The sequence below is a fragment of the Nocardiopsis suaedae genome (assembly GCF_027706745.1).
GTDB classification, from domain to species: Bacteria; Actinomycetota; Actinomycetes; order Streptosporangiales; family Streptosporangiaceae; genus Nocardiopsis_A; species Nocardiopsis_A suaedae.
On the sequence record NZ_JAQFWP010000031.1, the window covers coordinates 50,435 to 76,127 of the forward strand.

Below are 25,693 nucleotides of genomic sequence, written 5' to 3' on the forward strand. Positions count from 1 at the left end.
CAGAACCCGTGCATTGCGGACATCGCGTCCACGCCGCCCTGGGACGATCCCCCTGTCCGCCACCTCCGGCCGAGGGGGATCCCATGCAGCCGCCCACCAGCCCGTACACGCCGCCCCAGACCCGCCCCGCGCGGCACCGGCGCGCCTGGCCCGCCCTGCTCGCGACCGGCCTGGCGCTGTGGGTGGCGACGGTCGCGGTGACCCTGCTCACCGGCAACTCCACGCTGGTGCCCACGGTGATCCTGCTGGGCAGCTTCCTCGTCCCCGTCACCTTCGTCACCTGGGCCTACGAGCACCGGCGGGGCGAGAACGCCACCCCCGAGCTGCTGTTCCGCGCGTTCATCGTCGGCGGGGTGCTCGGCATCCTGGGCGCCTCGCTGCTGGAGTCCTACCTGCTGCGCCAGTCCCCCTTCACCTACATCGGCGTGGGGCTGATCGAGGAGGGGGTCAAGCTCGCCGCCCTGGTGTTCGTGGCCCGGCACATGACGCGGGTGACGATGCGCGACGGCATGGTGCTGGGCGCCACCGTCGGGTTCGGCTTCGCCGCCTTCGAGAGCGCCGGGTACGCGATGAACGCGATGCTCACCGAGCGGGGGCTGGACCTGGCCGCACTGGTGCAGACCGAGGTGATGCGGGGCCTGCTCACCCCGGTCGGCCACGGGCTGTGGACGGCGGTGCTGGGCGGCGTGCTCTTCGCCGCGGTCTCCGGCGGCCACTGGCGGATCACCGTGCGGGTGCTGCTGACCTACCTCGGGGTGTCCCTGCTGCACGGCCTCTGGGACTCGGTGCACTCACTGTCCGCGCTGTTCGCGCTCGTGCTGACCGGGCAGCCGTGGCAGGTGCAGTTGCTGGAGACGGGGCGGGTCCCCGAGATCCTGCCCTACCAGGCCTCGCTGATCCTGGCCATGGACATCGCGGGCATGGCCGTCGTGGCGGTGCTGGGGATCGTCTGGCTGTTCTCCCTGGTGCGGACGGCCGCCCGGTAGCCGCCGGGTGAACGCCCCCGCACGTCAAGCCCGACCCACGAAACGGCCGAGAGACCCCCATCACACCACCAAGGGTCATACGGCGCGCACACCAGGCGATACCGCCGCCCCCGAGGCGGTTTCCCCACCCTCCCCCCAGGGGAGGAGCACCCGTTCGGTTTGACGCACGCCCGTTCGATACACCCATTCCCACCTGCGGTGACACCGAAGCGGTCGACCATTCCCCGATCCCCTGGATGTGACGTGGACCACATTTGAGGGCCTCGACCCCTAGGGGGTCGATCCTGCTACTATCCGGATCGCAAAGAATAACTGCGAGGTAACGAGCGCACCGTTCCTCGCCGACCTTTGCGGAGATCACGGGTCAAGCGCCCGCGGTCTCCGGGGCCGCGGAACCGTGGCCGCATCGAAAAGGAGCGGCACCCTCCACCGCGGCAGCCGAGACACCGGGAGACGTCGTTGAGTCACTGGCGGTTGAACAACCCCCGGGCCAACAAGGCCAAGGCGGCCCTGGCCAAGCGGGTCAAGCACAGACCGCGCCACGCCTTCTGCGCCGAGTCGGCCGTCAAGGCGCTCTGGGACGAGCTGGTGTCCTCCGCCGTCCGCCCGATGTACCGGGCCGGAACCAGTGAGATGGCCGTGATCTCGGTGATGCGCGGCATCAACGTCTGGTGCCGCGACGGCAAGTTCATCTGGAACGACTACCTCGGTGACACGGTCACCCACCCCGCCTGCGACCCCGCCGGGGCCGCGGCGATGCTCTACCCCTCCTCGTCGCCGACGTCGGCGCGCCGCCCCTTCGAGCGCGGCCGGCACCACGCGCACAGCCTCACCGCCGCCTGAGCGGCCCCCGGCTTCCCGGCGCCGCCCTCCCCCCTCGGGAGGGCGGCGCTCTCGTGTGCATCCACGCCTGATCCGACTCCGGCGGCGCCCCTGCGGTTCCCTTCCCGCCCCCTCCCGCCCTGGCCGGATCCTGCCAGCGGACCCGCCTTGACAGGCCGGGGCGGCGCTGGCGGCGCCCGTCCCCGCAGCGTGTGCGCGCTCACACCCGCGCATGGGCGGCCCTGGCCCCCGCTCCACCGGCGTGCCTATGGTCCCGCCAGCGCCGCCGAACCCGGCGGCGCCGCAGGCCACCTGTCCCCCACTGCTCCCACGAGGAGGAGAACGTGGCTCCCATCCCCCACCGCTCCACGGCCCTGAGGACCCCGATCGGGATCGCCGCCGCCGGCGCCCTGGCCGTTCCGCTCGTCCTCATCGGCGGCCCCGCCGCGCACGCCGAACCCGCCCCGCTGCACACCGCCGAGAACGCCGTCGACGGCCAGTGGATCGTCGTCTTCGAGGACGGCGTCTCCGCCAGCGCCTCCACCGCCCGGGCCACCGGGGCCCAGGACGTCGAGCACGTCTTCACCGAGGTGCTCGACGGCTACTCGGCCGACCTGTCCTCGTCCGAACTGGACGAGGTCCGCTCCGACCCCGACGTCGCCTACGTCGAACAGGTGGGGCGGGCCTCCACCACCGACGTCCCGTGGGGCCTGGACCGGATCGACCAGGCGGACCTGCCGCTGAACGGCACCTACGACACCGACGCCACCGGCGCGGGCGTCGACGCCTACATCATCGACACCGGCATCGCGCCGGACCACCCCGAGTTCGGCGGGCGCGCCGACGTGGCCTTCGACGCCACCGGCGGCGACGGCATCGACCGCCAGGGCCACGGCACCCACGTCGCCGGGACCATCGGCGGCGAGAGCGTCGGCGTGGCACCCGGTGCGGACCTGCACGGGGTCAAGGTGCTCGGCGACGACGGCAGCGGCTCCTACGCCGACGTCATCGCCGGCATCGACTGGGTCGCCCAGAACGCCCCCGACGGCTCCGTCGCCAACATGTCCCTCGGCGGGCCCGGCTCCCAGGCCGTGGACGACGCGGTGAACAACCTGGTGGACTCCGGCGTCTTCACCGCGGTCGCCGCGGGCAACGACGGGTGGCTCGCCTCGTGGTACTCGCCCGCACGCGCGGCGAAGGTGACGACCGTGGCGGCATCGGACCGGAACGACCGGTCGGCCTCGTTCACCAACTGGGGCAGCGCCGTGGAGATCTACGCGCCCGGCGTGGACGTGGAGTCCTCCGTCCCCGGCGGCGGCTACGACACCTACAGCGGCACCTCGATGGCCAGCCCGCACGTCGCGGGCGCCGGGGCCCTGGTGCTGGAGGCGTCCCCCGGGTCGACCCCGCAGGCCGTGCAGAACCGCCTGCTGAGCGACGGGAGCTCGGGCACGCTCACCGGGGTCCCGTGGTCGACGCCGAACCTGCTGCTCAACGTCTCCGGCCTGTAACCGCCGGACTCCGCCGGCCCATGGGCCGCACACGGCGCCGTCCCCGTCCGCGGGGGCGGCGCCTCTCGCGTCCCGGCGTGATCACGGGACGCAATATTCACCCTTCGGTTTACCCGCCCAACTGGCCGCATCCTGCCACATTGAACACCTTGACACCGAAAGCCGTCGCAGGCTGCACACGATGTCGACCGTTAACCCCGCTTTCCGAACGATGTCACTGATCGTGAAGACCCTGTTCGCCCCTGTGCGCCCGGGACTAATGTCCCCGACCGCATGCCGAAACCCGACATGCACGGAAAGCTCCCACAAGGAGGAGTACGTGAAGCACGTGTCTGTGAAGCGCACCGCGATCGGTCTCGCCACGGCGAGCCTGCTCGCGATCCCCACGGCGCTTCTGGGCGGGGCCGCGGCCGCCGCCGACGAGCTCGCCCCCCTCTACACCAGCTCCGAGGCCGTCTCCGGCGAGTGGATCGTCGTCCTCAAGGACGGGTCGCAGGCGACCCAACGCGACAGCGAGCGCTTCGGGATCGCCTCCAACGACGTCGAGCACACCTACTCCGAGGTGTTCTCCGGCTACGCCGCCGAGCTCAGCTCGTCCGAGCTGGACGAGGTCCGCACCGACCCCGACGTCGCCTACATCGAGCAGGCCGGTCGGGCCGAGGCCTCCATCCCCTGGGGCCTCGACCGGATCGACCAGGCGGACCTGCCGCTGGACGACTCCTACACCACCACGGCGACCGGCGCGGGCGTCGACGCCTACATCATCGACACCGGCATCGACGCGGGCCACCCCGAGTTCGGCGGGCGCGCCGACGCGGCCTTCGACGCCACCGGCGGCGACGGGTCCGACGGCCAGGGGCACGGCACCCACGTCGCCGGGACCATCGGCGGCGAGAGCGTCGGCGTGGCACCCGAGGCGGACCTGCACGGGGTCAAGGTGCTCGGCGACGACGGCAGCGGCTCCTACGCCGACGTCATCGCCGGCATCGACTGGGTGGCCGAGAACGCGCCCGAGGGCTCGGTGGCCAACCTGTCGCTCGGCGGCCCCGCCTCCCAGGCGGTCGACGACGCGGTGAACAACCTGGCGTCCACCGGGGTGTTCGTCGCGGTGGCGGCGGGCAACGAGTCCCAGGACGCGAACAACGTGTCCCCCGCGCGCGCGTCCGGCGTGACGACGGTGGCGGCCTCGGACAGCGGCGACTCGCACGCGTCGTTCTCCAACTACGGGGACGCCGTGGACATCTACGCGCCCGGGGTGGACGTGGAGTCCTCCGTCCCCGGCGGCGGCTACGAGAGCTTCAGCGGCACCTCGATGGCCAGCCCGCACGTGGCCGGGGCGGCGGCGCTGTACAAGGACGCCAACGGCCAGGCCGACCAGGACACCGTCCAGGGCTGGCTGACGGACAACGCCGGGCAGGACAAGATCTCGGGCGCGCCCTCGGGCACCCCGAACCTGCTGCTGAACGTCGAGGGCCTGTAGGAACCCCGCTCGCCTACCAGTCCCCGCCACCGCGGTGACCAGGACGGCCCCGGCGCCCGCCGCCGGGGCCGTCCCCGTGTCAGGAACCGTCCGTGAGAGGTTCGGACCGGCCGTCCTCCAGGCGTCCGGCCCCGGACCCTTCGGCTCCGGAACCGACACCGGAGGAGATGCCCTCCCCGGACTCCTCCTTCTCCTCCTCGGCCTTCTCCTCCTCCTGCGCCGCCTCTTCCTCCTCCTGCCGTTGCTGCTCGGCCTGGGCCTGGGCGCGGGCGCCGGCCCGATCGGTGCAGGCCTCGTCCGCGGCGGCGGACCCGCCGTCGACGGCGACGACGGTGAAGCAGTACTCGGCGGTCCCGCTGTCGGTGGGGACCTGGGCGCTCGTCACGCCGGGCCCGGTGCGGGCGAGGGTGGCGGGCGGGCTCCCCTCGACGCCGCCGACGACGAAGTAGCGGGCCGTCCCGCCGGAGGCGTCCTGCCAGGTGACCTCGACCGTGGTGAGGCCGTCCTCCAGGGAGACGCCGGAGGGGGGATCGGGGGCGGCGGCGTCCTTCCCGCTCCCGTCCCCGTCCCCCTTCGCCTGCTTCTCCCCGTCCTTCGTGTCCTGTTCCTCTCCGCCGCCGGAGCCCGCGGACGTCCGCGCGGTCTCCGCACCGGCGGCGGTGAAGCCGGTGCCGGGGCGGGCGACGCTCCCGGCGCCGAGGAGGGAGGCGAGGACGACGACGGAGGCCGCCGCCGCGCCGATGTGCATGTGCCGACGCCACCGGGGCGGCCGCACGGGACCGACGGGGTGCTCGTAGCCCTCGGGATCCTCGGGGGACTCGCCGTGCGCGGGCGCGCGGACGGAGCCCGCGGCCTGGCCTCCGGCACCGGGGAGCGGCGCGGTGTCGGGACCGCCGGTCCACCCCTTGAGCCGCTGCCAGGCCTGGCGGGAGTAGAGGTCACGCGCCTGGTCCAACGGCACCGCCGGGACCGCGGCCGGTCCCTCCGGGGCAGGCGGCTGCGGCGCCGCTTCGTTCTCCGCCGGGGCGTCCAGCCCAGGGATGGGCTTGGACTTGGGACGACGCCCGACCTTGCGCGAGGGCCGGGTGGGGCCCTTACGGCGGAACTCACCGGTGAGCCCGATGTCGATGACGGTCGGGCCGGAAGGAGAGGCGACGGCGGAGGCGGCGGCCTCCCCCTTCGGAGGAGCGGCCGCGTCGCTCTCGTCCTTCTCAGGTGGACGCGGCGGCACTTCAGCCGAGGACGACGTATCCGACGGACTCGACGAAGGGGGCTCGGCACGAGGGGCCGGGGAGGGCGGCACGTGCGGCCCCGACGGCCACAGCGGCTCGCGCGTCACCGCCGCCTCCGGCGGAGGGCTCTGCGACGGCTTCGGTTCCGGGGCGGGCGCCGACGCAGGCGGGGGCGGAAGCGTCCCGCTCGGCGGGGTCACCGAACCGTAGGAGGTGCCCACCGCCGCCCACAGGCGCCCCAGCTCCTCGTCGAACTCGGCCGGGGTGGCCGGGCGGGCCGCGGGATCCTTGGCCATCGCCCCCATCAGCAGCGCGTTCACCGGGCGCGGCACGCCGGGCAGCGGCAGGTCCGGCGCGGGCTCGCGCAGCGCGGTGCGGGCGTACTGCTTCGGATCGGGGCGGCTGCCGTCCCACTCGGCGAAGGGCACCCGCCCGGCGATGGCCGTCCACAGGGCCGAGGCGAGCTGGTAGACGTCCGAGGCGGGGACCGCCTCCTGCCCCCGGAGGATCTCCGGCGGGGCGTGGAACACCAGCTCGGAGCTGGTGCGCAGGCGCGGCGCCGGTGAGCCGAACGGGGCGGCCGAGCCGAAGTCGGTCAGCACCGCCGAGGTGCCCGAGCGCAGGATGTTGCTGGGCACGACGTCGTTGTGGAGCAGCCCGGAGGCGTGCAGCGCGGCCAGGGCGCCCGCCGCCGCGCGCCCGGCGCGGACCGCCTCGGGCAGGTCGACCGGGCCGCTGCGGGCGAGGATGTCGGCGTGGGAGCCGTCCGGCTGGAACGGCATGACCAGGACCGGCTCACCGGTCGCCGCGCGCGCGACGTCCAGCAGCGGGACCACGCCGCGGGCGCCGCCGAGGTCGCGCAGGCGGGTGATCTCCTCGTAGCCCCCGGCGCCGTGCACCGCCTTCAGGGCGACGGCGGCGCCGGTGCGCTCGCTGACCGCCCTGAACACCTGGGCCTGCCGCCCCCGGTAGGCCAGGACCGGTTCCCGGAACCCCGGCACCTGCACCGTCTGCGGGGCGCCCCCGGACATCTGCGCGCTCACCTCTCCGCCTGGCCGCCGAACACCGGCCCGGTCTGCCGGCCGCCGTCCCGGCGCTCCTCGTTGATCTGCTGCTGCTTCTCGAAGGCCGCGTGCACCGCGATGCCCCCGCAGATCAGGGCGATGAGGATGATCCCGCCGACGACGGCGGGCCAGACCGCCTGGCGGCGCCGCCAGTACCGGCTGGACCCGTACAGGATCGCGGCGCGGAGCTGGCGGCGGCGCAGCGCGTCGGCCTGCAGCACGTACTGCTCGGCGTTGGGGGTGTAGTGGAAGGCCTCGGGCATCCGCTGCGCCGGGTCCTGCTGCGGGGCGGTCGGCGGGGGCGGGGTGGAAGACGGCGGGGTCACGGGTCCTACGGGGATCAGAAGAGGTTGTTCAGGCGGTTGCTCAGCCGGCCGTAGTTGCTCGCGGCGTCGTCGGTGGCCTGGATGACCTTGGCGAAGGCGTCGTTGACGGCGGCGAACTGGGTGTCGAACTCCTCCGCCTTGGCCTTGAACCGGTCGTTGCCCGAGCCCTCCCACTTGTTCACGGTGGTCTCGGACTGCGACCGGATGTCGTCCATGATCGCCTTGAAGCGGGTGAGGTGCTCCTGCTGGGCGCCGCTCAGGTCCTGCAGACCGGAGACGTTGCCGTAGACCTCGAAGTTGCTCACGGTCTTCTCGCTCCTGTCGGGGTGGGGGAAGGGGGCTCAGGCGTTGACCGGGCGGGAGAGGCCGCCGGCCTCCTTGCCCGCGGAGGCGAAGGTGTCGCCGGAGTCCTGGTCGGTGGCGGTGAATTCGCGCTGGCCCTCGTTGAGCTTGATGCCGTTGTTGCTGCACCAGGTCATCAGCTCGTCGAACCGCTGGGTGAGCTCGTTGCGGGCCTCGCGGAACTTGGCGAGGGCGTTGCCCTGCAGGGCCTCGCCGTCCCGCTCCATGTCCTGGATGAGGTTGTTGAGCCGCTGGTAGAGCCCCTCCGAGGAGATCCCGAGCTCTTCGCCGCCCTTTCCGAGGGCGTCCGCCTCCGTCAGACCGACATGGTTGGCCACTGGTGTCCTCCTGGGGGTGTCAAGGGTCACTCCGCACACTCGGGAGCTCACTCAGAGGTTAACGGCCCCTACCGACACAGAAGCCCCTCACCCCGGCCGGATCCGGACATGTGTCCCACTGATCGTGCCGAAGCGCGTCCGTCCCGGAACCGTTCCGGGGCACCGTCCGACACCCGATGCATGACACGTCGACACCTGCCCCCGGTGGCGGCGGCCGCGGCCGCCGCCGTCCTCCTGGCCGCGTGCGCCGCACCGGACGGCGGCCGCGACGACGGCTGCCCTCCCCGGCCCGACCTGGACGCTCCGCCCGAACGGGTGGTCACGATGGACGGCGGGTCCGCCGCGCTGCTCACCGAGCTCGGCGTCGGCGGCACCGTCGTCGGCACCGCCGCCCCCGACTTCTTCGACGCCTTCCCCGCCGACGAGCGGGCCGCCTTCGACCGCATCCCCGTCGTCGACGAGGGCACCGGCAACCGGGAGGCGGTGATCGCCGCCGAGCCCGACCTGGTGATGGGGGTCTCCTCCTACCAGTTCGGCGCCTTCGACGGCACGCCGACCGCCGAGGAGCTGGCGGCCGCGGGCATCGCCGCGCACGCGGCCTGCGACCCGCCGGGGACCACGGAGGACCTGTCCGCCACCTACGCCTTCATCGAGGACACCGCCGAGGTGTTCGGGGTCCCCGGGAACGGCGCCGCGCTCACCGCCCGGATGCGCGAACGGGTCGGCCGGGCCGCGTCCGGACCGGGCGCCGGTCCGGTCCGGGTGCTGTCGGTCTCCGTCGTCCCCGGCAGCGGCCAGGGCGTCTCCACGGTCGGGGGCCGCGGGACGGCCAACGGGGTGATCACGCTGGCCGGCGGCGAGAACATCGCCGGGGACGTCCCGCTGCGCATCGCCGACCTGTCCCCCGAGGAGGTGGTGCGCCGCGACCCGGAGGCGATCCTGGTGCTCACCGGGTTCAGCGGCCTCAGCGGGCGGGAGCTGGTCGACGCGGTCCTGGAGCACCCCGTGCTGTCCCGCACCACCGCGGCCCGGGAGGAGCGGTTCGCCGTGCTCCCGCAGTCCATCGTCACCTCGCCCAGCGTGCTCAACGCCGAGGCCGTGGCCGATTTGTCCGAGGCCCTGCACGGCGCGGGGGGCCGCCCGTGACGCCCCGCATCCCCTTCCCCCTGCTGCTCGGGGCGCTCACGGCCGCGGTCGCCGCGGCGGTCCCGCTGTCGATCGGCGTCGGGGCCGTCCCCCTCCCGCCGCAGGAGGTCGTGCGCATCGTCGCCGACCGGCTCTCCTCCTCCGCGCCCGCCGACTCCCCCGAGGCCTACATCGTCTGGGAGCTGCGCGGGCCGCGCGCCCTCCAGGCCGTGTTCGTCGGCGCGGGCCTGGCGGTCGCCGGGGCGGTGGTCCAGGCGCTGGTGCGCAACCCCGTGGCCGACCCGCACCTCCTCGGGCTCTCCTCGGGGGCGAGCACGGGCGCCGTCCTGGCCATGGCCGCCTTCGGCGGTGCCGCCGCCGGGCCGCTCGTCCTGCCCGGCGCCGCCTTCGCGGGGGCGGCCGCCGCCGGTGCCGCGGTGTTCGCGCTGGCCCGGGCGCACGGCACGGCGGAACCGCTGCGGCTGGTGCTGGTGGGCGTGGCCGTGGGCCAGCTGCTCGGCGGGGCGACGTCCTTCATGGTGCTGCGCCAGGCCTCCGGCGATGCCCAGCAGCAGGTGCTGTTCTGGCTCCTGGGCAGCCTGGCCGGCGCCCGCTGGCCGCTGGCGCTGGGCTGCGCGGCCGTGGTCACGGTCCTGTCGGCCGTGCTGACCGCCCGCGCGCGGACGCTGGACGCGCTCGCCCTGGGCGCCGAGGGCGCCGCGGCCCTGGGCGTGCGCGCCGACCGCGCCCGCGCCGTCCTGTTCGGAGCGGCGGCACTGCTCACCGGGGCCGTGGTGGCGGTGGCCGGGGCGATCGGGTTCGTCGGGCTGGTCGTGCCCAACCTGGCGCGGCCGCTGGTGGGGGCCGGGCACCGCCGGGTGCTGCCGACCGCCGCCCTGCTGGGCGCGCTGATGCTGGTGGCGGCCGACCTGGCCGCGCGCACCGCGCTGCGCCCCACCGAGCTGCCGATCGGCATCCTGACCGCCGTGGTGGGGGTGCCGTTCCTCGTCGCGGCGCTGCGCGGCGCCCGGTCGGGGGTGGGCCGATGAGGCTGCGCATCCGGGGGCTCACCGCCGGGTGGTCCCGGCTCCCGGCGGTGGAGGGCGTCGACGCCGACGTGCCCGAGGGGTCCTTCACCGCGCTCGTGGGCCCCAACGGCAGCGGCAAGTCCACCCTGCTGAAGACCGTCTACCGGGCGCTGCGCCCGCGCGCCGGGCGCCTGCTGCTGGGTGAGGAGGACCTGCTCGGGCTGGACCCGCGGGAGGCCGCGCGCCGGGTGGGCGTGCTCGGCCAGGACCAGGACGGCGGGTTCGACTTCACCGCCCGTGAGGCGGTGGCCCTCGGGCGCGTCCCGCACACCGGCCCCTTCGGCGGCCTCGGCGCCGCGGACCGGGCGGCGGTCGCCGAGGCGCTGGAGCTCACCGGCTGCGCCGTGTTGGCGGACCGTCCGCTGTCCCGGCTGTCCGGCGGCGAGCGGCAGCGGGTGCTACTGGCCCGCGCGCTCGCCCAGCGGCCGCGCCTGCTGGTGCTCGACGAGCCCACCAACCACCTGGACCCGCACCACCAGTTCGCGGTGCTGGAGCTGGTGGCGGGGCTGGGCACCACCGTGCTCGCCGCCCTGCACACCCTGGACCTGGCGGCGGGCTACGCCGACCGGGTGGTGGCGATGCGGGCGGGCCGGGTGGCGGCGGCCGGGCCGCCCGAGGAGGTGTTCGCGCCCGAGCCGCTGCGCGCGGTGTTCGGGCTGGAGGGCACGCTGCTGCCCGACCCGGTGACCGGGCGGCTGCGGCTGCTCACCCGCCCAGTCGGCGCTCCAGCAGGGCGCGGTGGGTCGGGCACGCCTCGGTGTGGAGAGCGCGGCCCTCGCCGGTGCACTGGACGAACAGGGCGCGGCGGTCCTGGTCGCACATGGCGCGGGTGACCAGGCCCTGCTTCTCCAGGCGGGCCACCGAGCGGGACAGCGCGCTCTGGCTCAGGTACACGCGCTCGCCGAGCTCCTGCATCCGGACCTTGCCGCCGTCGGCGGACATGAGCAGGTCCAGGACCTCGAAGTCGCTCATCCCGATGCCGTGGCGCTCCTGGAGGTCCCGGTCCAGCGCGCACGACAGGTCGCTGTAGCAGGAGAGCACCTCGCGCCAGCGGGCGACGAGGGCGGCCTCGCGTGTCGGGCTCATGGCGCGGATCTTAACATGCCCGAACATTTAATGTCCAAGCATTTAATGCGTCGACATTTGATGCACGCGCATGTAAGGTCTCCGGCCATGACCACATCGGCCGCACCGGCGTCCACCGCGACGCCGCCCTCCCGTCCGACCCCTCCGTCCCCGCACCCCCAGGGCTGGAACGTCCGCACCTGGGGCCTGCTCATCGTGCTGTGCCTGGCGCTCTTCCTCGACGCCCTCGACGTGTCGATGATCAACGTCGCGCTCCCCTCCATCGGGGCCGACCTGGGCATGGGCACCGCCGGACTGCAGTGGGTCGTCTCCGGCTACGTGCTCGGGTTCGGCGGCCTGCTGCTGCTCGGCGGGCGCACCGCCGACCTGCTCGGCCGCCGCCGGGTGTTCCTCGCCGCACTGGCCGCCTTCGCGCTGGCCTCGCTGCTCGGCGGGCTGACCGACAGCCCCGGACTGCTCATCGCCCTGCGCTTCGCCAAGGGCGTGGCCGCCGCCTTCACCGCCCCCACCGGCCTGTCCATCATCACCACGAACTTCACCGAGGGCCCAGACCGCAACCGCGCCCTGAGCGTGTACACCGTCTTCGGCGCCAGCGGCTTCTCCTCCGGGCTGATCTTCGGCGGCCTGATGACCCGCCTGGGCTGGGAGTGGACCTTCTTCTTCCCCGTCCCCTTCGCCGCCGCCGCGCTGGTCACCGGGTACTTCCTCATCCCCCGCGACCGCCCCGCCGCCACCGGCGGGTACGACCTGCCCGGCGCCGCCGCCTCCACCGGCGCCCTGCTGGTGCTCGTCTACACGGTGGTCACCGCGCCCGAGCGCGGCTGGTCCCACCCGCTCACCCTCGGCCTGTTCACCGCGGCCGCGGCGCTGGCCGCCTCCTTCGTCCTCATCGAGCGGCGGGTGGCCCACCCCCTGGTCCGGCTGGGCATCCTGCGCAGCGGCACCCTGGTGCGGGCCAACCTGGCGATGATGGCCCTGTTCGGCTCCTTCGCCAGCTTCCAGTTCCTGCTGACCCTGTTCCTGCAGCAGGCGCTGGGCCGCACCCCGCTGGAGATGGCGCTGGCCCTGCTGCCCACCGGCCTGCTGGTCGCCCTCAGCGCCTTCTTCTCCGACCGGCTGATCGACCGGGTGGGCACGCCCCGCCTCATCGTCGCCGGGCTCGTCTCCCTGTCCGCCGGATACCTGCTCTTCCTGCGGGTGGACACCGACCCGGTGTACGCCACCATGATCCTGCCCACCGCGCTGCTGCTCGGCGGCGGCTTCGCCCTCGGCTTCCCCGCCATCAACGTGCAGGCCACCGCCGGGGTGCACGACGACGAGCAGGGGCTGGCCGCCGGGCTGGTGCAGACCTCCGGGCAGCTCGGCGGGGCCGTCGTCCTCGCGGTCACCACGGCCGTCGTCGCCGTCGACCACGCCACCGGCGCGGGCGCGGGCGCGGACGGCGGACCGGCCGCGATGCTGGAGGCCTTCCGGCCCGGCCTGGGGTTCGTCACCGCCGTGGCGCTGGCGGGCGCGGCCCTGACCCTGGTGCCGCTGCTGGTGCGGCGGCGCGGCTGAGCAGGGCCGGACCGCGGCGCGGCCGACCGGGTCAGATCGACCCGGTCAGCCGCGCCACCAGCGCGAACAACCCCATCGACCAGGCCAGCACCGCGCACACCGCGACCACGGCCACGATCTCGATCCCGTTCAGCGTGCGGCGCAGCGAGGCCCGCGGCACCTCCGCCAGGCGGATCCGGCTGAGCAGCGCCAGCACCGCGCCCGCCGCCAGGGCCAGCGCCGGAAGCCACGGGCCCAGCGCCGGGAGCAGGCCGTAGGCGCCGACCGCCGCCGCGCCCACCCCCAGCGCCCCGCCCAGGCGCAGCGGGAGCGCGTGCCGGACCCGGTCGAACAGCCGCGACCGGAACACCAGCAGCACCGCCACCAGCGCCGCCAGCAGCACGTCCGGGACCCCGCCGCCGACCGCCGCCAGCAGCGGCACGGTCAGCGCCCCCGCCACCGCGGTGCCCAGCACCAGCCCGAGCAGCAGCCGGTCGCTGGAGGTCAGGGTCTCCTCGAACCGGCCGGTCTCCACCTGGCCGGAGTGCCGCACCTCGTAGTCCAGCGCGGACAGGCCGCCCATCACCAGGGCGACCCGCGGCAGCGCGCCCACGGCCAGCACCAGCGCCACCGACGCGGCCCGCACCCCCTGCGCGGGGTCGGTGAACGTGCCCACACCGGCGAGCACCCCGCCCGCGGCGGTCAGCACCCCCAGCGCCGACAGGTACGCCAGCCCCGACTCGTCCAGCGCCCACCCGACGGCCGCCACCAGGAGCGCCCCGGCGAGGCCGAATGCGGCCAGCGCCAGCGGCTGGGCCCCGGAGAACAGCAGCACCGCCAGGACCCCCACGGCCGCGCCCCACAGGCACGCCGCCCCCAGCAGCACTGCGGCGACGGCGGACATGCGCCGCCGCCCCGCGAACACCGCCAGCACCAGGGTGAACAGCGCCCCGGCGGCGGCCACGCCGATGTTGCCCGGCCAGGGGCGCAGGTACTCCATCACGGCGAGCACCGCCAGCGGGCCGGTTCCGGCCAGCAGCAGGCCGAAGGCGAACGTGGCCGAGGAGTCCCAGATGCCGCCGGTCCCGTCGACCCGGTCCTCCACGGCCCCGCGCACGTCGTCCACGTGCGAGGGCCGCTCGGGGGCGGTCACCGGGCGCAGGGCGAGCACGGCGCCGTCCGCCACCCCGGCCGACTCCAGGGTGCCCTCCGGCGGGATGTGGGCCCCGGCGCCGTCGACCAGCGCCCACCCGGCGGGCCGGGTACCGTCGGCCTCCGGCGAGCAGACCTCGATGACCTGCGGAAGCAGGCTCGCCACCGGGACGGTCCCGGGCAGCGCGAGGTCCGCCCAGCGCTGCGGGCCGGCGACCTTCACCCGACAGTAACCACTCACGTCCGTCCGATCCTTTGCACACGAGCGGGTGCGCACCGTGGTCGGGCCGGTGCCGACCGTGCGCAGCGAATTAGGCGAAAACGACGAATTGCGGGATCATCACCGTAGCAATCCCGCTCCTCTCCGTTCCCAGGTGCACGAAAGAGTTCGCCGTGGCGACAACACTGGTCCACCGTCCCGCGCGCCACTCCGTTCCCGATCCGGGCACCGACCCGCTGGTCATCGCGCCCCCGCCGCAGCTGCCGGACAACCCGCCCTCCAACAGCTCGTTCGCGATGATCATCATGCCGGTGATCAGCGGCTCGGGATCGCTGCTGATGGCCGTCACCATGGGCAACCGGCCGCTGTACGCGGCGGCCGCCGCCCTGGTCATGGTCGCCAGCGTGGTCGTGGGCATCGTCATGTTCACCGCCCAGCACAACGGGCCCCGCAAACGCATCCGCGAGCAGCGCGAACGGTACCTGGAGTACCTGGACCGGCTCCGGGAGACCGTCCGGGGGGTCGCCGCGACCCAGCGCGCGGGCGGCGCCTTCCTGCACCCGGCGCCGCACCTGCTCACCGAGACGGTGCGGCTGCCCGCCCGCCGCTGGGAGCGCCGCGGCGGCGACCCCGACTTCCTGCGGCTGCGCGTGGGGACCGGCACCCGGCCCCTCGCCCGCCCGCTGAGCCTGAAGGTCGACACCTCCAGCCCGCTCATCGTCTACGACCCCGTCTGCCAGGGCCTGGCCGACCAGCTCGTCGAGCTCTACGCGCACGTGCCCGAGGAGCCGCTGGTCCTGCCGCTCGAAGAGCTCGGCGTGGTGTCGATCGTGGGCGACCGCTCCGCCGGGCGGGACGCGGCCCGCGCGCTCGCCGCCCAGCTCATCGCCTCCTCCGCGCCGGAGGACGTGCGCCTGGGCGTCGTCCGGCACGAGCGCCTGCTCGCCGAGTGGGACTGGCTCAAGTGGCTGCCGCACAACGCCGCCGACGGCCTGGAGGGGGTCGGCGGCCCCGCCTACACCACCCGCCTGGTCGCGGGGACCACCCTGGAGATGGCCGAGCTGCTCTCCGCCGAGATCGAGCAGCGCACCGTGGACCTGCAGCGCCGCCGCGGTGCCCGGCCCGGCCCGGGCACCCGCCGCCTCGTGCTCGTCGTCGACGGCGAGTTCCAGACGGTGCTGTCCGGGCTGTCCGCCGAGCCGCCCGTGACCGGCCTGGCGCAGCTGGGGATCCACGTCGTCATGCTGCTGGGCGTCCGGCGCGAGGAGCCCGAGCACGTCGACCTGCGGCTGACCGTCGGCGCCGACGGGGCCCTCGCCCAGGACGAGGACACGCCGGGGCCGGATCCGGCCGCGCCGCTGCGGGGCACCGCCGACCGGGCCGGGGCGGCGCTGCTGACCACCCTGGCGCACCAGCTGGCGCCGCTGCGGCTGGCCGCGGCCGACAGCGCCGACGCCCTGCACGGGACCGTGGGCCTGCCGGAGATCCTGGGGGTGCCCGACGTCGCGCGGCTCGACCCGCGCCGCACCTGGCGGCCCCGGAGCACCGGCGACTTCCTGCGGGTGCCCATCGGGGCGGGCCCCACCGGGGCGCCGGTGCTGCTGGACCTGAAGGAGTCGGCGTTCGGCGGCATGGGGCCGCACGGCCTGGTCGTCGGCGCCACCGGCTCCGGCAAGTCGGAGATGCTGCGCACCCTGGTGGCGTCGCTGGCGGTCAACCACCCGCCGGACAAGCTGGCGCTGCTGCTGGTCGACTTCAAGGGCGGGGCGACCTTCGCCGACACCGACCGGCTGCCGCACAGCGCCGGGCTGATCACCAACCTCGCCGACGACGACGGGCTGGTGCTGCGCTTCCGCGAGGCCATGTACGGCGAGCTCACCCGCCGCCAGCAGCTCCTCAAGGACGCGGGCGCCCTGCCCAACGTGCACGCCTACGACCAGGCGCGCGCGTCGGGGCGGACCGACCTGGAACCCCTCCCCCACCTGCTCGTCATCATCGACGAGTTCTCCGAGCTGCTCACCGCCCACCCCGACTTCGCCGAGCTGTTCGTGGCGATCGGGCGCATCGGGCGGTCGATCGGGGTGCACCTGCTGCTGGCCACCCAGCGGCTGGAGTCGGGCAAGATCAAGGGCCTGGAGTCGCACCTGTCCTACCGGATCGGGCTGCGCACCTTCTCCGAGGCGGAGAGCCGCGAGGCCATCGGGGTGGGCGACGCCTACCACCTGCCGCCCGAGCCCGGGTCGGGCTACCTCAAGGTGGACACCTCGGTGTTCGAGCGGTTCAAGGCGGCGATGGTGTCCCAGCCCTACACGCCGCCCGCCGAGGTGAAGACCGAGGAGGACCCGGTCCTGCCCCTCATCTCCTACAACGGGCTGGGGCCGGTCCTGGCCGACCCGGTCGCCGGGGCGGAGGAGCAGGCGGCCGAGGACGAGCAGGCCCGCACCACCCTCCAGGTCGCCGTCGACCGGATCGCCGCGGCGGGGGCGCCGCCGGTGCGCCCGGTGTGGCTGCCGCCGCTGCCCGCGGCCCTGCCCCTCGACCGGGTCCTGGGCTCCCCTGACACCGCCCCGCAGGAGCCGGACCCCGCCGAGGTGAAGGCCGTCGTCGGGCTCACCGACATCCCCCGCGAGCAGCGGCAGGTCCCCGCCGAGCTGGACTTCACCGGCGGCGAGGGGAACATGATCGTGCTCGGCGGGCCGCAGAGCGGCAAGTCGACCCTGCTGCGCACCCTCGTCGCCTCGCTGGCCTGGCGGTACCCGCCGGGGCGGGTCGGGGTGTACGCCGTCGACTTCGGCGGCGGCGGGCTGGCGGCGTTCGCGGACCTGCCGCACGTGGCCGGGGTGGCCGGGCGGGCCGACCCCGAGCGGGTGCGACGCATCCTCACCGACGTGCGCGGACAGCTGGAGCGGCGGGAGCGCGTGTTCCAGCAGGCGGGCCTGGACTCCCCCGCGTCCATGCGGCAGGCCCGCGCGGACGGGAGGCTGCCCGGCGGGTTCGTCGGCGACGTGTTCCTGCTCATCGACGGCTGGGCGTCGGTACGGGAGACGTTCGACGACGCGGACGACATGCTCATGGACATCGCCTCGCGCGGGCCCGCCCTGGGCGTGCACACCCTGGTGACGGGGGCGGCGAGCTCCCAGGTGCGCAGCCGCCTGCAGGCGCTGTTCGGCGGCCGGATCGAGCTGCGCCTGACCGACCCGTTCGACTCGGGCATCGACCGCAAGCTCGCCGAGGAGCTGCCGAAGGACGTCCCGGGCCGGGCGCTGCTGGCCGACGAGAACACCGCGCACATCGCGCTGCCCCGCGTCGACGGCACCGCCGGCGACGCGGACCTCGCCGAGGGGGTGCGCGACCTGGTGGCCCGCGCGTCGGCGCGCTGGAAGCAGGGGCCGGTGCAGCGGGTGCGCACGCTGCCCGACCGGGTCGCCCTCGACGAGCTGCTGCCCAAGCCGCGCAAGCGCCGCGGCCGGGTGCAGGCCCACGACAAGAGCCTGGTCATGGGAGTGGCCGAGCGGGACCTGGAGCCGGCCCGGATGATGTTCGACGAGGACCCGCACCTGGTGGTGTTCGGGGACCCGCAGACCGGCAAGTCGGCCCTGCTGCGGGCGCTGCTGCGGCAGGTGGCCGCGCGCCCGGCGAGCGAGGTGGGGATCGTGCTGGTGGACTACCGCCGCGCGCACCTGGGGCTGGTCGGCGAGGAGCACCTGCTGGCGTACTGCACGTCACCGGACCAGACCAAGGCGGTCGCCGCCGACCTCGCGGGGTCGCTGCGCGAGCGGCTGCCCGGCGCGGACGTCACTCCCAAGCAGCTCCGGGAGCGGAGCTGGTGGAAGGGGCTGGAGCTGTTCGTGGTCGTGGACGACATGGACCTGGTGGCGGGGCGCAACAGCCCGCTGGCGGCGCTGGCCGAGTTCCTGCCGCAGGGCAGGGACATCGGGTTCCACATGGTGACGGCCCGGCGCACCGGCGGGACGTCGAGGGCGATGTTCGAGCCCGTCCTCCAGGCGCTGGGCGACATGTCGACCCCCGGCATGCTGTTCTCCGGCGACCGGGCCGAGGGGCGGCTGGCGAACGGCGTGGTGTCGAGGCAGCTCCCCCAGGGACGGGCGCTGCTGGCCCGCCGGGGGCGCCCGGCCGAGCAGGTGCAGGTGGCCTGGAGCGAGCCGCCCGAGTAATCCAGGAGAGCGATCACCCATGCAACGAGTGCTCCAACACGTGCGCCTTTTCGCGGCCACCGGCCTCGCCCTCGTGGTGGCGACCGCATGCAGCACAGGGGCGGACACGACCGGGGGCGGAAGCGGCTCGGGCGGAGGCGAGGGCTCGTCCGGGCCGCCGACCGGGCTGGCGCTCCTGTACCGGGGGTACGACGGCGGCGACCCGGAACAGGACCAGGCACTGGTGTTCCTGGACCCGGAGAGCGGCGAGGAGACGGACGTGTTCCCCCTCCCTGAGGGGGCGGTGGACCCGATGGCCTCGGGGATCCCGGTGTGGGCGCAGTTCTCGGAGGATTGGAACTACTTCGTGTACTCCCCTCCGGGCGACCAGACGGTGCAGATCGCACAGCTTGTGGAAAACGAAGAGGGCGAGTACGTCTACAAGCCCGCGGCCTCGTTGGAGACGCCCCCCGCTGAAGTGTGGACGGACCCGCGCATCCAGGGCGACCGCCTGTGGTTCGCGTCCAGAGCGGCGGAGGGCCAGGCCAGCTCGTTCCAGGTGATGTCGGTGCCGATGGACGACCCGACCACGAGCCCATCACAGGAGGGCACGGTCCCCTTCGACGAGAACGGAGTCCCGTCCGAGTGGGCGGTGTCCCCCGGCGGAGAACTCCACGTACGAGAGAAGGCCCCGGTCCAGTCGGTCCCAGGCGAAGCCGGGTCGAACCTGACCGTCCGCAAGAGCGGCGACACCATCATGAACGCGACGCTGATGAAGGGCGGAGCGCAGCTCCAGCACGTGAGCGGAGCACCCGTATGGGGAGGCGGCACGGTGATCGTGACCCCATCCGACGAGGGGACCCCCGCCGGCCAAGCGACCAACACAGGTGCATCCCTCCTGGAAATCAACGAAGGGGGGACGGGTTTCACCGAGACCCCCCCTCCTGGAGGGAGAGGGGACCTTGCGTCAGTACATGCCGAACGAGAAACACGACGCGGTCCTCCTCCAGACCGACGAGGCCTGGTATCGAATGGACGTGGGTGAGGGAACCCAGCAGACAGAAGAAGTCTTCGACGCCCCTAGGGACGCGTCGATGACCGGCCACCCAGTGGCCGTGCGCTGGACGTAAAACACAAAGATCACCCACCCTCCCTACTCGCCACAATCCAAATATTCCTTGATGTCGGAATCGTATTCATCCCGACTCTCGAGCTCGCCCAACCTGTCCGCAATATACCCATCGGCGATTTCCGAGATCGCTCGACTTTGGCCGCAAAATTTAATGGAATCCTCCGCGGCGATCCTATACAATTCATTGTCCAACTTCCCTAGATACTCACCGAGCCACTCATCCGTAACCGACAGGTATCGGTCGCTGCGATAATAGTGGACATCCACAGAGTAGTTGCCGCCCTCCTCATCCGAGATGATTCCTCCGAATTCAAGGGCGCTTTGCCCGCCCCACGGGTAGTTTCCTTCGCCTTCGATTATCTTCCTGTATTCACCCGACGTTTCAGACCGGACCATCTCATCGATGGCATACACCACCACGTGCCTTCTTACCCACTCTTCCCCCACCTTCGGAGATGGAGATACGTCGGCACCGGCGCCCCCATCACCGGGAACTTCGGCATCAGGTGTGTACGAGCAAGATGCGGCCAGAGCAGCTGCGAGCATCGTCGCCACCGCGCTGAAAAATCTACTCACTTTTACCTCGTTGCTGGTTGTCCTTGTACTCCTCAGTCGAACCCACCCCGTACTCGTCCATAATCCCTTCATTTCGGATTCGATATTTATCAGTAAACATTTCAACAAAACCATCTGCCGTGGTTTGATCGCCCCCCGGCACAACAGGTTGAGGGTGATCGATAGTCATTTCATTTCGAGTCGCGTTCTCCAATACCGTGTCAAGCACTCCAAGGTCGGTTGAACGCCCTTCCTCATTCAGATCGACGTTTCCTACGTTCCACTTACCCGGGTCCTGTTCAACACGATAGCCGTCACCATCTTCGACAATGACACCAAGCGTTTCCAGGGTTTCCCCACTGTCCCCCAATTCCTTGATTTCCTCTTCGGTTATCACTCCGTCATCACCCGCCACAACGTAATCGATGGTTTGGACCTGCATTCTGCGCTTGATCTCCTCCTCACCAAACATTGCCCCGAAGTCTTCGGCTGCGTAGGACGCCTCACCTGGCGTAGGAAATGCCCAATCAACCAGTGGCGCCTTCCCCAGTTCCATTCCCAAAGCTACGGCGTCCCCTACCTTGGGGATGAAGGAAGCAGCCGTCTTCCCGACCTCTACCGCTCCCGTAGCGATTTTCTTGTTTCTTTCATTCGTTTCCTCAAGGCCCAGGTTGCGGTTTTCAGCTTCATTCTCGAGTGCAGCCTGAAAGAGTCCGCCGATGGTTCCACTTCTATTTCCCGCATCGACCGGGTTTCCCGTGTGCAACCCCGCCTCAATTTCGGCGGATATATAATAATCCGTAGCCGCTGCTGCACGTGCAGCAGCTCGTGCGTCACCTACGACATATTGCATGAATCGAAGTGCTGAGCCTTCGTCCATTTCGATCATGTGGGTCTTAGGATGATACTCTCCAACACCATCGACATTACTGGTCCCCGACTGGTCCTGGAAATCAGCCAGGCCGCCGAAGCTCGTAATGTAACCCTCGTATATTTCCGCAAGGCTATACCCTACCTTTGGGTTGATTACAGCGAACGAGGCATTTTCTACTCTCTCTCCACTAAGGGTATAAGCCGTTTCTCCCGTATTCGTGAACGCGTCATACATGTCGTCCGACGTGACGACATCCATGAAAGCAGCGGCAGCCTCGCCGGCTCTTTTCCTGTACTCTGGATCGTCATGAACTGCGTCATCAGCGATCCAGTCGATCAGGCCAGATGCGACTTCGCCCCTATCACTCCAGTCATAAGTGAACAAGTTCTTGATAAGCTCTGACGGGTCGCTATCATAGTGTTTATGATCAAACTGGCCGGTAAGGATGTCATAATTCGCGTCCTCGTTCCTTGTACTAACCTCGAGCAGCGTCAGTACCGACTCCTCATCATCCAGGCCTTGGAATTCATTCCCCAGCGCCGTCGTCAAAGCCCTTGAGAAGCCACGCCCTCCTTCCAAGTTTTCATCAATGCCTCCGAACAGCACGGAAAGCGCACGAACATTTCCATCCCATTCGGAGATAATCTCTCTTCTTGTGCCGCTTTCTTCTCTCACGTACCCGTATTCACGCGGTCCGTAGACCACGCTTTGGATCTCTTCCGGAAGACGCTCGAATCCTCCTCCATAGTCCGTGTTCGACAGAGTAAGGATGCTCTCACCAAGCACATCAAGAAGCTCCTGTCCTTCCTCTGTTGGGTTCCCTTCATCATCAGCCAGCCCCATGTCGTCGAGAAGGTCCGGAAAGGCAAGTGCACCCTGAAGGGCCCACCCGTCATCGCCTCTTTCCTCTATACCGCTCAACCCATTAAGGAAGGAATCCAAGAAGTCAATGACGTCTGAGTCGAGTTGCTTTTCTCCTCTCCTTTGCATCTCCGCTCGATGGGCATTCACCGCAGTGAGCGCAGCAACAATTTCATAATATCGATCGTCTAGCGGTTTCCCGTCAGCATATTCCTCCATCTCCCTAGCCATCTGCTCACCTTCTTCGGCATCCACGGGAACAGGCATCCCCGGACCCTCAATGTTATAGGGGAGCCACCCTAGGTCGAGGTGTTCACCGAGCTTTTTTACTGAAACGGCATGCCATCCCATCCGAAGCTCACTCGCACAACCTTCCCCTCTTTCTTCGAGTTCATCCCAAGCTTTTTTCGCCCGATGATTCAACTCTTGCATTTTTGTATTATATTCATCCAGCTTATCGCTATCAGTGAAAAGAGCAGGATGCCCGAGAGGGCCGAAAATATTGACTCGGTAATATTCAGCCGCGGACTTCAATTTTTTGATTTCATCGTCGTACCATTCTAGATCCGAGGACCATTTTTCCGTAATCAATGCCGGGTGCATGATCCCTGTAGCGGCCCTCATCCACATCCGCTCGTTATAGACCCCTGTCTGTTTAATCGGGTCCGCGATGAGGTCGGAAAACTCCATTGCAGCACCAGTGAGTTCTCCTCGGACATCACCGGCCTGACCGGTCAGGATCTCACATACTGCCCAGAGATGTTTTGCCGCTCCCATGACCGATCGCGATTCGGCATCGGGCTTCTTATAGGTGAACTCGACGATCATCGTACTTCCTCTTCAATAAATCTCAGTAAGCCGAAATTCCTCGTGATAGGCTCATGCCGGATGCTTGGTATCCTTCTGCGGATTCCTCATCCGCTCCAGTTACTTCATAGTTCGCTCCGTCGACATCATCGGCTGCCCCCAGAGAATGCTCTTCGACATTGAGCATTTCCTTTTCCTGTCCTTCTGAATAGTCAGCGTAACCCCCTACGCCCGGATTTTTACCAACCGCTTCCTCTGCATCTTCCATTGCCGCCACAAAGGCGGCTTTCAAGCCCTGCATTCCTTCGGCCGCCGAGCGGGTACTTTGTGCCTTAGCTGAAGCACCGGTCGGGTCCACTCCGTATTCGTTTCCCACTTCCAACCTCCAGGGGGCGAATTCGCCGACGGGGATAGCGATTCCAATAAGGTGCGCTTTGCGCTGCATGGGCGCCATGCCACAAGATACACCTTGTGTGCATGCGGCTACGATGGAGGTAACCGTTCATTGAGTCCGGTTCCGGCCATGCTCTTAAGGCGTCCTCACCCCGCAACTGCCTGCACCTTTACCTACGGCTTCACCCAAATCTCTGTCGATGGATCCTGAATGCCATCACCGCGCCTGTACTGAGCAGGGCAGTGCCCAGCACAGCCGCCATCTGGAGACCGTCCGCGTAGGCGACGTGGACCGCCTCCAGCAGTGCCGATCCGGTGCTCCCTCCCACTGATTCAGCGGTCTCAACGCCTGCGCCGACGGTCTCCTTTGCGCTGTCCAAGGACGCTTCGTCCAAGGCGGCAGGCGCCCCGCTGGTCAGGCCCGCCTGGTAAACCGCCATGGCCGCCGTGCCGATCAGGGCCATTCCGCCCGCGAGGCCGAACTCGGCCCCGCTCTCCGCCACGCCTGATGCCATGCCCGCCCGCTCCTTCGGCGCCGCGCTCACGATCAGGTCCGTCAGCAGCGCGAGTGTCGGCGTGACGCCCGTGTAGAGCACGGTGAAGCCGACGATGGTCAGCGGCAGGCTCATCATCGGAGCGGTGGCGGCGAGGATTCCCGCACCGACGGCCGCCGCGGCCAAGCACACGCCGACCACGGCCCCCGGCCGCACGTACTTCACCGTCCTGGGGGCCAGAAGCGTCGCCGCGATGCCGAGCGCGATCGACGGGACTGTCCACAGCCCCGCCTGAAGGGGCGAGAGCCCCAGCACCGACTGCAGGTACTGCAGCACCAGCAACTGGCTCCCCGCGATCGCCGCCACCGCGCCCAGCTGGGTCCCGAGCCCGATGGTGAACGCGGGCAGCCTGAACAGGCGCAGGTCCATCATCGGGTCGTCCATGCGCAGCTGACGCCGACCGAAGAGCGCCCCCGTCGCCAGGCCCAGCACGATCCAGCCGACGGCCTCCACGCCCGTACCTGACAGGGCCAGCTTCTTCACGCCGTACACCAGCGGCAGGACCGACGCGATGAGCAGCACGGCGCTGGCGATGTCAAGGCGCCCGGGCAGTCTCTCGGCGGACTCCGGAAGCAGGAAGGGGCCCACCACCAATAGCAGGGCCATTACCGGCACCCCGATGAGGAAGATCGCGCCCCACCAGAACACCTCCAGCACCGCGCCACCGACCAGCGGGCCGACCGCCTCCCCCGCGGTGAAACTCGTCATCCACACGGCGATGGCGAACGTCCGCTGCCCAGGGGCGTGGAACATGTCGGTGAGAAGGGCGAGCGTCGAAGGCATCAGTGTCGCGCCCGCCACCCCGAGCAGCGCCCGCGCCGCGATCAGCGACTCCACGGTGGGCGCGTAGGCGGCGAGCACCGACGCGGCGGCGAACGCCCCCGCCCCGATGAACAGCAGCCGCCTGCGCCCGATCCGGTCCCCCAGGTTTCCCATCACCAGGAGGAACCCCGCGACCATGAATCCGTAGACGTCCAGGATCCACAGGAGCTGCGTTCCGGTCGGCCGCAGCTCCGCACTCAGCGTCGGGGCCGCGAGGTGCAGGACCGTGAGGTCCATCGACAGGACCACGGTCGGCAGGGCGAGAACCCCGAGGCCGATCCACTCGCGCCGCCCGGCGCGGACCGGCGTCGTCGCGTCCATGCGTTCTCCCTTCGGGCACGCGGATCACACGGCCCATGACCCGCTGACGCGACGACGCTAAAGTCTGACGCCGATGTGAGAGTCAAGCCCGGGAGGTCCCCACGATGCGCATCGGAGAGCTCGCCCGCCGGACCGGCGTCAGCATCCGGTCCCTGCGCTATTACGAGGAGCAGAACCTGCTGGCCCCACAGCGGCGCCCGAGCGGGTACCGCGAGTACGAGGAGGGGGACGTGCTGGTCGTGCGGAGGATCAGGACGCTCATCGCCGCCGGCCTCACCACCGAGCTGATCGCCCAGGTCCTCCACTGCTTCCGCGGGGACGCCGAGACCCCGGAGCCCACCTGCGCCGAGATGGTCACCGAGCTCGCCACGGCCCGGGAGTCGATGGCCGCCAAGATCGAGGACCTGCGCTCCTCGCAATCGTTGCTCGACATGATCATCGACGCCGCGCCCAAGGAGGCCGACGAGGTCGCGGTGTAGGACGGGTCACCCACCGTGTGGCAGCGACGGAGTGAGCAGGGTGGTTCCCCGGGCCTGCTCACCGTCCGCTGGACCCCTCGCGGTCCAGGTGGGCGGAGAGGGGGGACCGGGAGGCGCAATCCGGGCATATCGGGCGCGGGTTGAAGGGTTCCGCGATCCTGCGTGGCGGATCCGCCACCCGATCCGCCTCGAAGCGTCCATTTCGCCACCCGGGAGGGCCCGAAGAGACAGAGCCGGATGCTCCCGGAAGGGCGAGGGGGCGAGTCAGGGCTGGACCGGGCGGGGCGGGTGGGCGCGCCCGCGCGGCACCCGCCCCCTCCGCCGTCCGAGCCCCTGCTCCTGCCCGGGGGTGATCTTGAGGCCTCTGGCCTGGGGTTCCGTGGTTTTCCCACAGGGGCCAGATCCGTCCCCGTTCTGTCGTACCCCTGTTCTA

General features: G+C 70.9%; 20 protein-coding genes and 1 pseudogene. 11 read left to right on the plus strand and 10 right to left on the minus strand.

Features of this window, described 5'->3' with window-relative positions:
* Window positions 1-83 precede the first annotated feature (83 nt).
* From O4U47_RS17050 to O4U47_RS17065, 4 genes are all read left to right on the plus strand, one after another.
* Window positions 84-986 carry a PrsW family intramembrane metalloprotease gene (locus O4U47_RS17050; RefSeq protein ID WP_270678867.1) on the plus strand — a complete coding sequence of 301 codons (903 nt, stop codon included), beginning with the start codon at window positions 84-86 and terminating at the stop codon, window positions 984-986.
* Between the two features lie 459 nt (window positions 987-1,445).
* Window positions 1,446-1,829, plus strand: coding sequence for a hypothetical protein (locus tag O4U47_RS17055; RefSeq protein WP_270678868.1), 384 nt, complete (start codon window positions 1,446-1,448; stop codon window positions 1,827-1,829).
* 323 nt (window positions 1,830-2,152) lie between these two features.
* The gene (locus tag O4U47_RS17060) at window positions 2,153-3,319 is read left to right on the plus strand and encodes a S8 family peptidase (protein ID WP_270678869.1); all 1,167 of its coding nucleotides are present in this window, start codon (window positions 2,153-2,155) and stop codon (window positions 3,317-3,319) included.
* A 319-nt stretch (window positions 3,320-3,638) separates the two neighbouring features.
* Window positions 3,639-4,799: a S8 family peptidase gene (locus tag O4U47_RS17065; protein WP_270678870.1), complete on the plus strand. Its 1,161-nt coding sequence runs from the start codon at window positions 3,639-3,641 to the stop codon at window positions 4,797-4,799.
* A gap of 79 nt (window positions 4,800-4,878) precedes the next feature.
* On the opposite strand, the gene O4U47_RS17070 is transcribed toward O4U47_RS17065, so the two are convergent.
* The 4 genes from O4U47_RS17070 to O4U47_RS17085 form a co-directional block, all read right to left on the minus strand.
* Window positions 4,879-7,074: a protein kinase domain-containing protein gene (locus tag O4U47_RS17070; protein WP_270678871.1), complete on the minus strand. Its 2,196-nt coding sequence runs from the start codon at window positions 7,072-7,074 to the stop codon at window positions 4,879-4,881.
* Window positions 7,071-7,358: a hypothetical protein gene (locus tag O4U47_RS17075; protein ID WP_270678885.1), complete on the minus strand. Its 288-nt coding sequence runs from the start codon at window positions 7,356-7,358 to the stop codon at window positions 7,071-7,073. The genes O4U47_RS17070 and O4U47_RS17075 overlap by 4 nt, the downstream gene beginning before the upstream one ends.
* Before the next feature lie 77 nt (window positions 7,359-7,435).
* Window positions 7,436-7,726 (minus strand): WXG100 family type VII secretion target, encoded by a 291-nt coding sequence (locus tag O4U47_RS17080; RefSeq protein WP_270678872.1) that lies wholly within the window; start codon window positions 7,724-7,726, stop codon window positions 7,436-7,438.
* Between the two features lie 36 nt (window positions 7,727-7,762).
* Complete coding sequence (locus tag O4U47_RS17085) at window positions 7,763-8,101, minus strand: hypothetical protein (protein WP_270678873.1); 339 nt, start codon at window positions 8,099-8,101, stop codon at window positions 7,763-7,765.
* A gap of 180 nt (window positions 8,102-8,281) precedes the next feature.
* Here O4U47_RS17085 and O4U47_RS17090 point away from each other — a divergent pair, with 180 nt between their 5' ends.
* The 3 genes from O4U47_RS17090 to O4U47_RS31300 are packed head-to-tail and all read left to right on the plus strand — an operon-like array spanning window position 8,282 to window position 11,147.
* Window positions 8,282-9,247: an ABC transporter substrate-binding protein gene (locus O4U47_RS17090; protein WP_270678874.1), complete on the plus strand. Its 966-nt coding sequence runs from the start codon at window positions 8,282-8,284 to the stop codon at window positions 9,245-9,247.
* On the plus strand, window positions 9,244-10,275 hold the full coding sequence (locus O4U47_RS17095; RefSeq protein WP_270678875.1) for a FecCD family ABC transporter permease: 1,032 nt from the start codon (window positions 9,244-9,246) through the stop codon (window positions 10,273-10,275). Before O4U47_RS17090 ends, O4U47_RS17095 begins: the two co-directional genes overlap by 4 nt.
* The gene (locus tag O4U47_RS31300) at window positions 10,272-11,147 is read left to right on the plus strand and encodes an ABC transporter ATP-binding protein (protein ID WP_408638985.1); all 876 of its coding nucleotides are present in this window, start codon (window positions 10,272-10,274) and stop codon (window positions 11,145-11,147) included. Before O4U47_RS17095 ends, O4U47_RS31300 begins: the two co-directional genes overlap by 4 nt.
* On the opposite strand, the pseudogene O4U47_RS17105 reads toward O4U47_RS31300, so the two are convergent.
* Window positions 11,146-11,427 (minus strand): annotated as a pseudogene (locus O4U47_RS17105) (MarR family winged helix-turn-helix transcriptional regulator); the annotation flags it as partial. The gene O4U47_RS31300 and the pseudogene O4U47_RS17105 overlap by 2 nt on opposite strands.
* A 60-nt stretch (window positions 11,428-11,487) precedes the next feature.
* On the opposite strand from O4U47_RS17105, the gene O4U47_RS17110 reads away from it, so the two are divergent.
* Window positions 11,488-12,957 (plus strand): MFS transporter, encoded by a 1,470-nt coding sequence (locus O4U47_RS17110; protein WP_270678877.1) that lies wholly within the window; start codon window positions 11,488-11,490, stop codon window positions 12,955-12,957.
* A 31-nt stretch (window positions 12,958-12,988) separates the two neighbouring features.
* On the opposite strand, the gene eccD is transcribed toward O4U47_RS17110, so the two are convergent.
* The gene (gene eccD, locus O4U47_RS17115; protein ID WP_270678878.1) at window positions 12,989-14,329 is read right to left on the minus strand and encodes a type VII secretion integral membrane protein EccD; all 1,341 of its coding nucleotides are present in this window, start codon (window positions 14,327-14,329) and stop codon (window positions 12,989-12,991) included.
* A gap of 275 nt (window positions 14,330-14,604) precedes the next feature.
* On the opposite strand from eccD, the gene eccCa reads away from it, so the two are divergent.
* Window positions 14,605-18,483 (plus strand): type VII secretion protein EccCa, encoded by a 3,879-nt coding sequence (eccCa, locus tag O4U47_RS17120; protein ID WP_270678886.1) that lies wholly within the window; start codon window positions 14,605-14,607, stop codon window positions 18,481-18,483.
* 19 nt (window positions 18,484-18,502) lie between these two features.
* The gene (locus tag O4U47_RS17125) at window positions 18,503-19,507 is read left to right on the plus strand and encodes a hypothetical protein (RefSeq protein ID WP_270678879.1); all 1,005 of its coding nucleotides are present in this window, start codon (window positions 18,503-18,505) and stop codon (window positions 19,505-19,507) included.
* 108 nt (window positions 19,508-19,615) lie between these two features.
* Here the strand turns inward: O4U47_RS17125 and O4U47_RS17130 are convergent, their stop codons facing one another.
* The 4 genes from O4U47_RS17130 to O4U47_RS17145 all read right to left on the minus strand — a co-directional run bounded on the left by O4U47_RS17130 (window position 19,616) and on the right by O4U47_RS17145 (window position 24,781).
* On the minus strand, window positions 19,616-20,149 hold the full coding sequence (locus O4U47_RS17130; protein WP_270678880.1) for a hypothetical protein: 534 nt from the start codon (window positions 20,147-20,149) through the stop codon (window positions 19,616-19,618).
* Window positions 20,150-20,162: 13 nt separating this feature from the next.
* Complete coding sequence (locus O4U47_RS17135; protein ID WP_270678881.1) at window positions 20,163-22,712, minus strand: TPR repeat region-containing protein; 2,550 nt, start codon at window positions 22,710-22,712, stop codon at window positions 20,163-20,165.
* A 22-nt stretch (window positions 22,713-22,734) separates the two neighbouring features.
* Window positions 22,735-23,145, minus strand: a complete 411-nt coding sequence (locus O4U47_RS17140) for a hypothetical protein (protein ID WP_270678882.1) — start codon at window positions 23,143-23,145, stop codon at window positions 22,735-22,737.
* A gap of 121 nt (window positions 23,146-23,266) precedes the next feature.
* Entirely contained in the window at window positions 23,267-24,781 is a 1,515-nt protein-coding gene (locus O4U47_RS17145; protein ID WP_270678883.1) for an MFS transporter, read from the minus strand.
* A gap of 104 nt (window positions 24,782-24,885) precedes the next feature.
* Here O4U47_RS17145 and O4U47_RS17150 point away from each other — a divergent pair, with 104 nt between their 5' ends.
* Window positions 24,886-25,260 (plus strand): MerR family transcriptional regulator, encoded by a 375-nt coding sequence (locus O4U47_RS17150; RefSeq protein WP_270678884.1) that lies wholly within the window; start codon window positions 24,886-24,888, stop codon window positions 25,258-25,260.
* The last annotated feature ends 433 nt before the right edge of the window (window positions 25,261-25,693 follow it).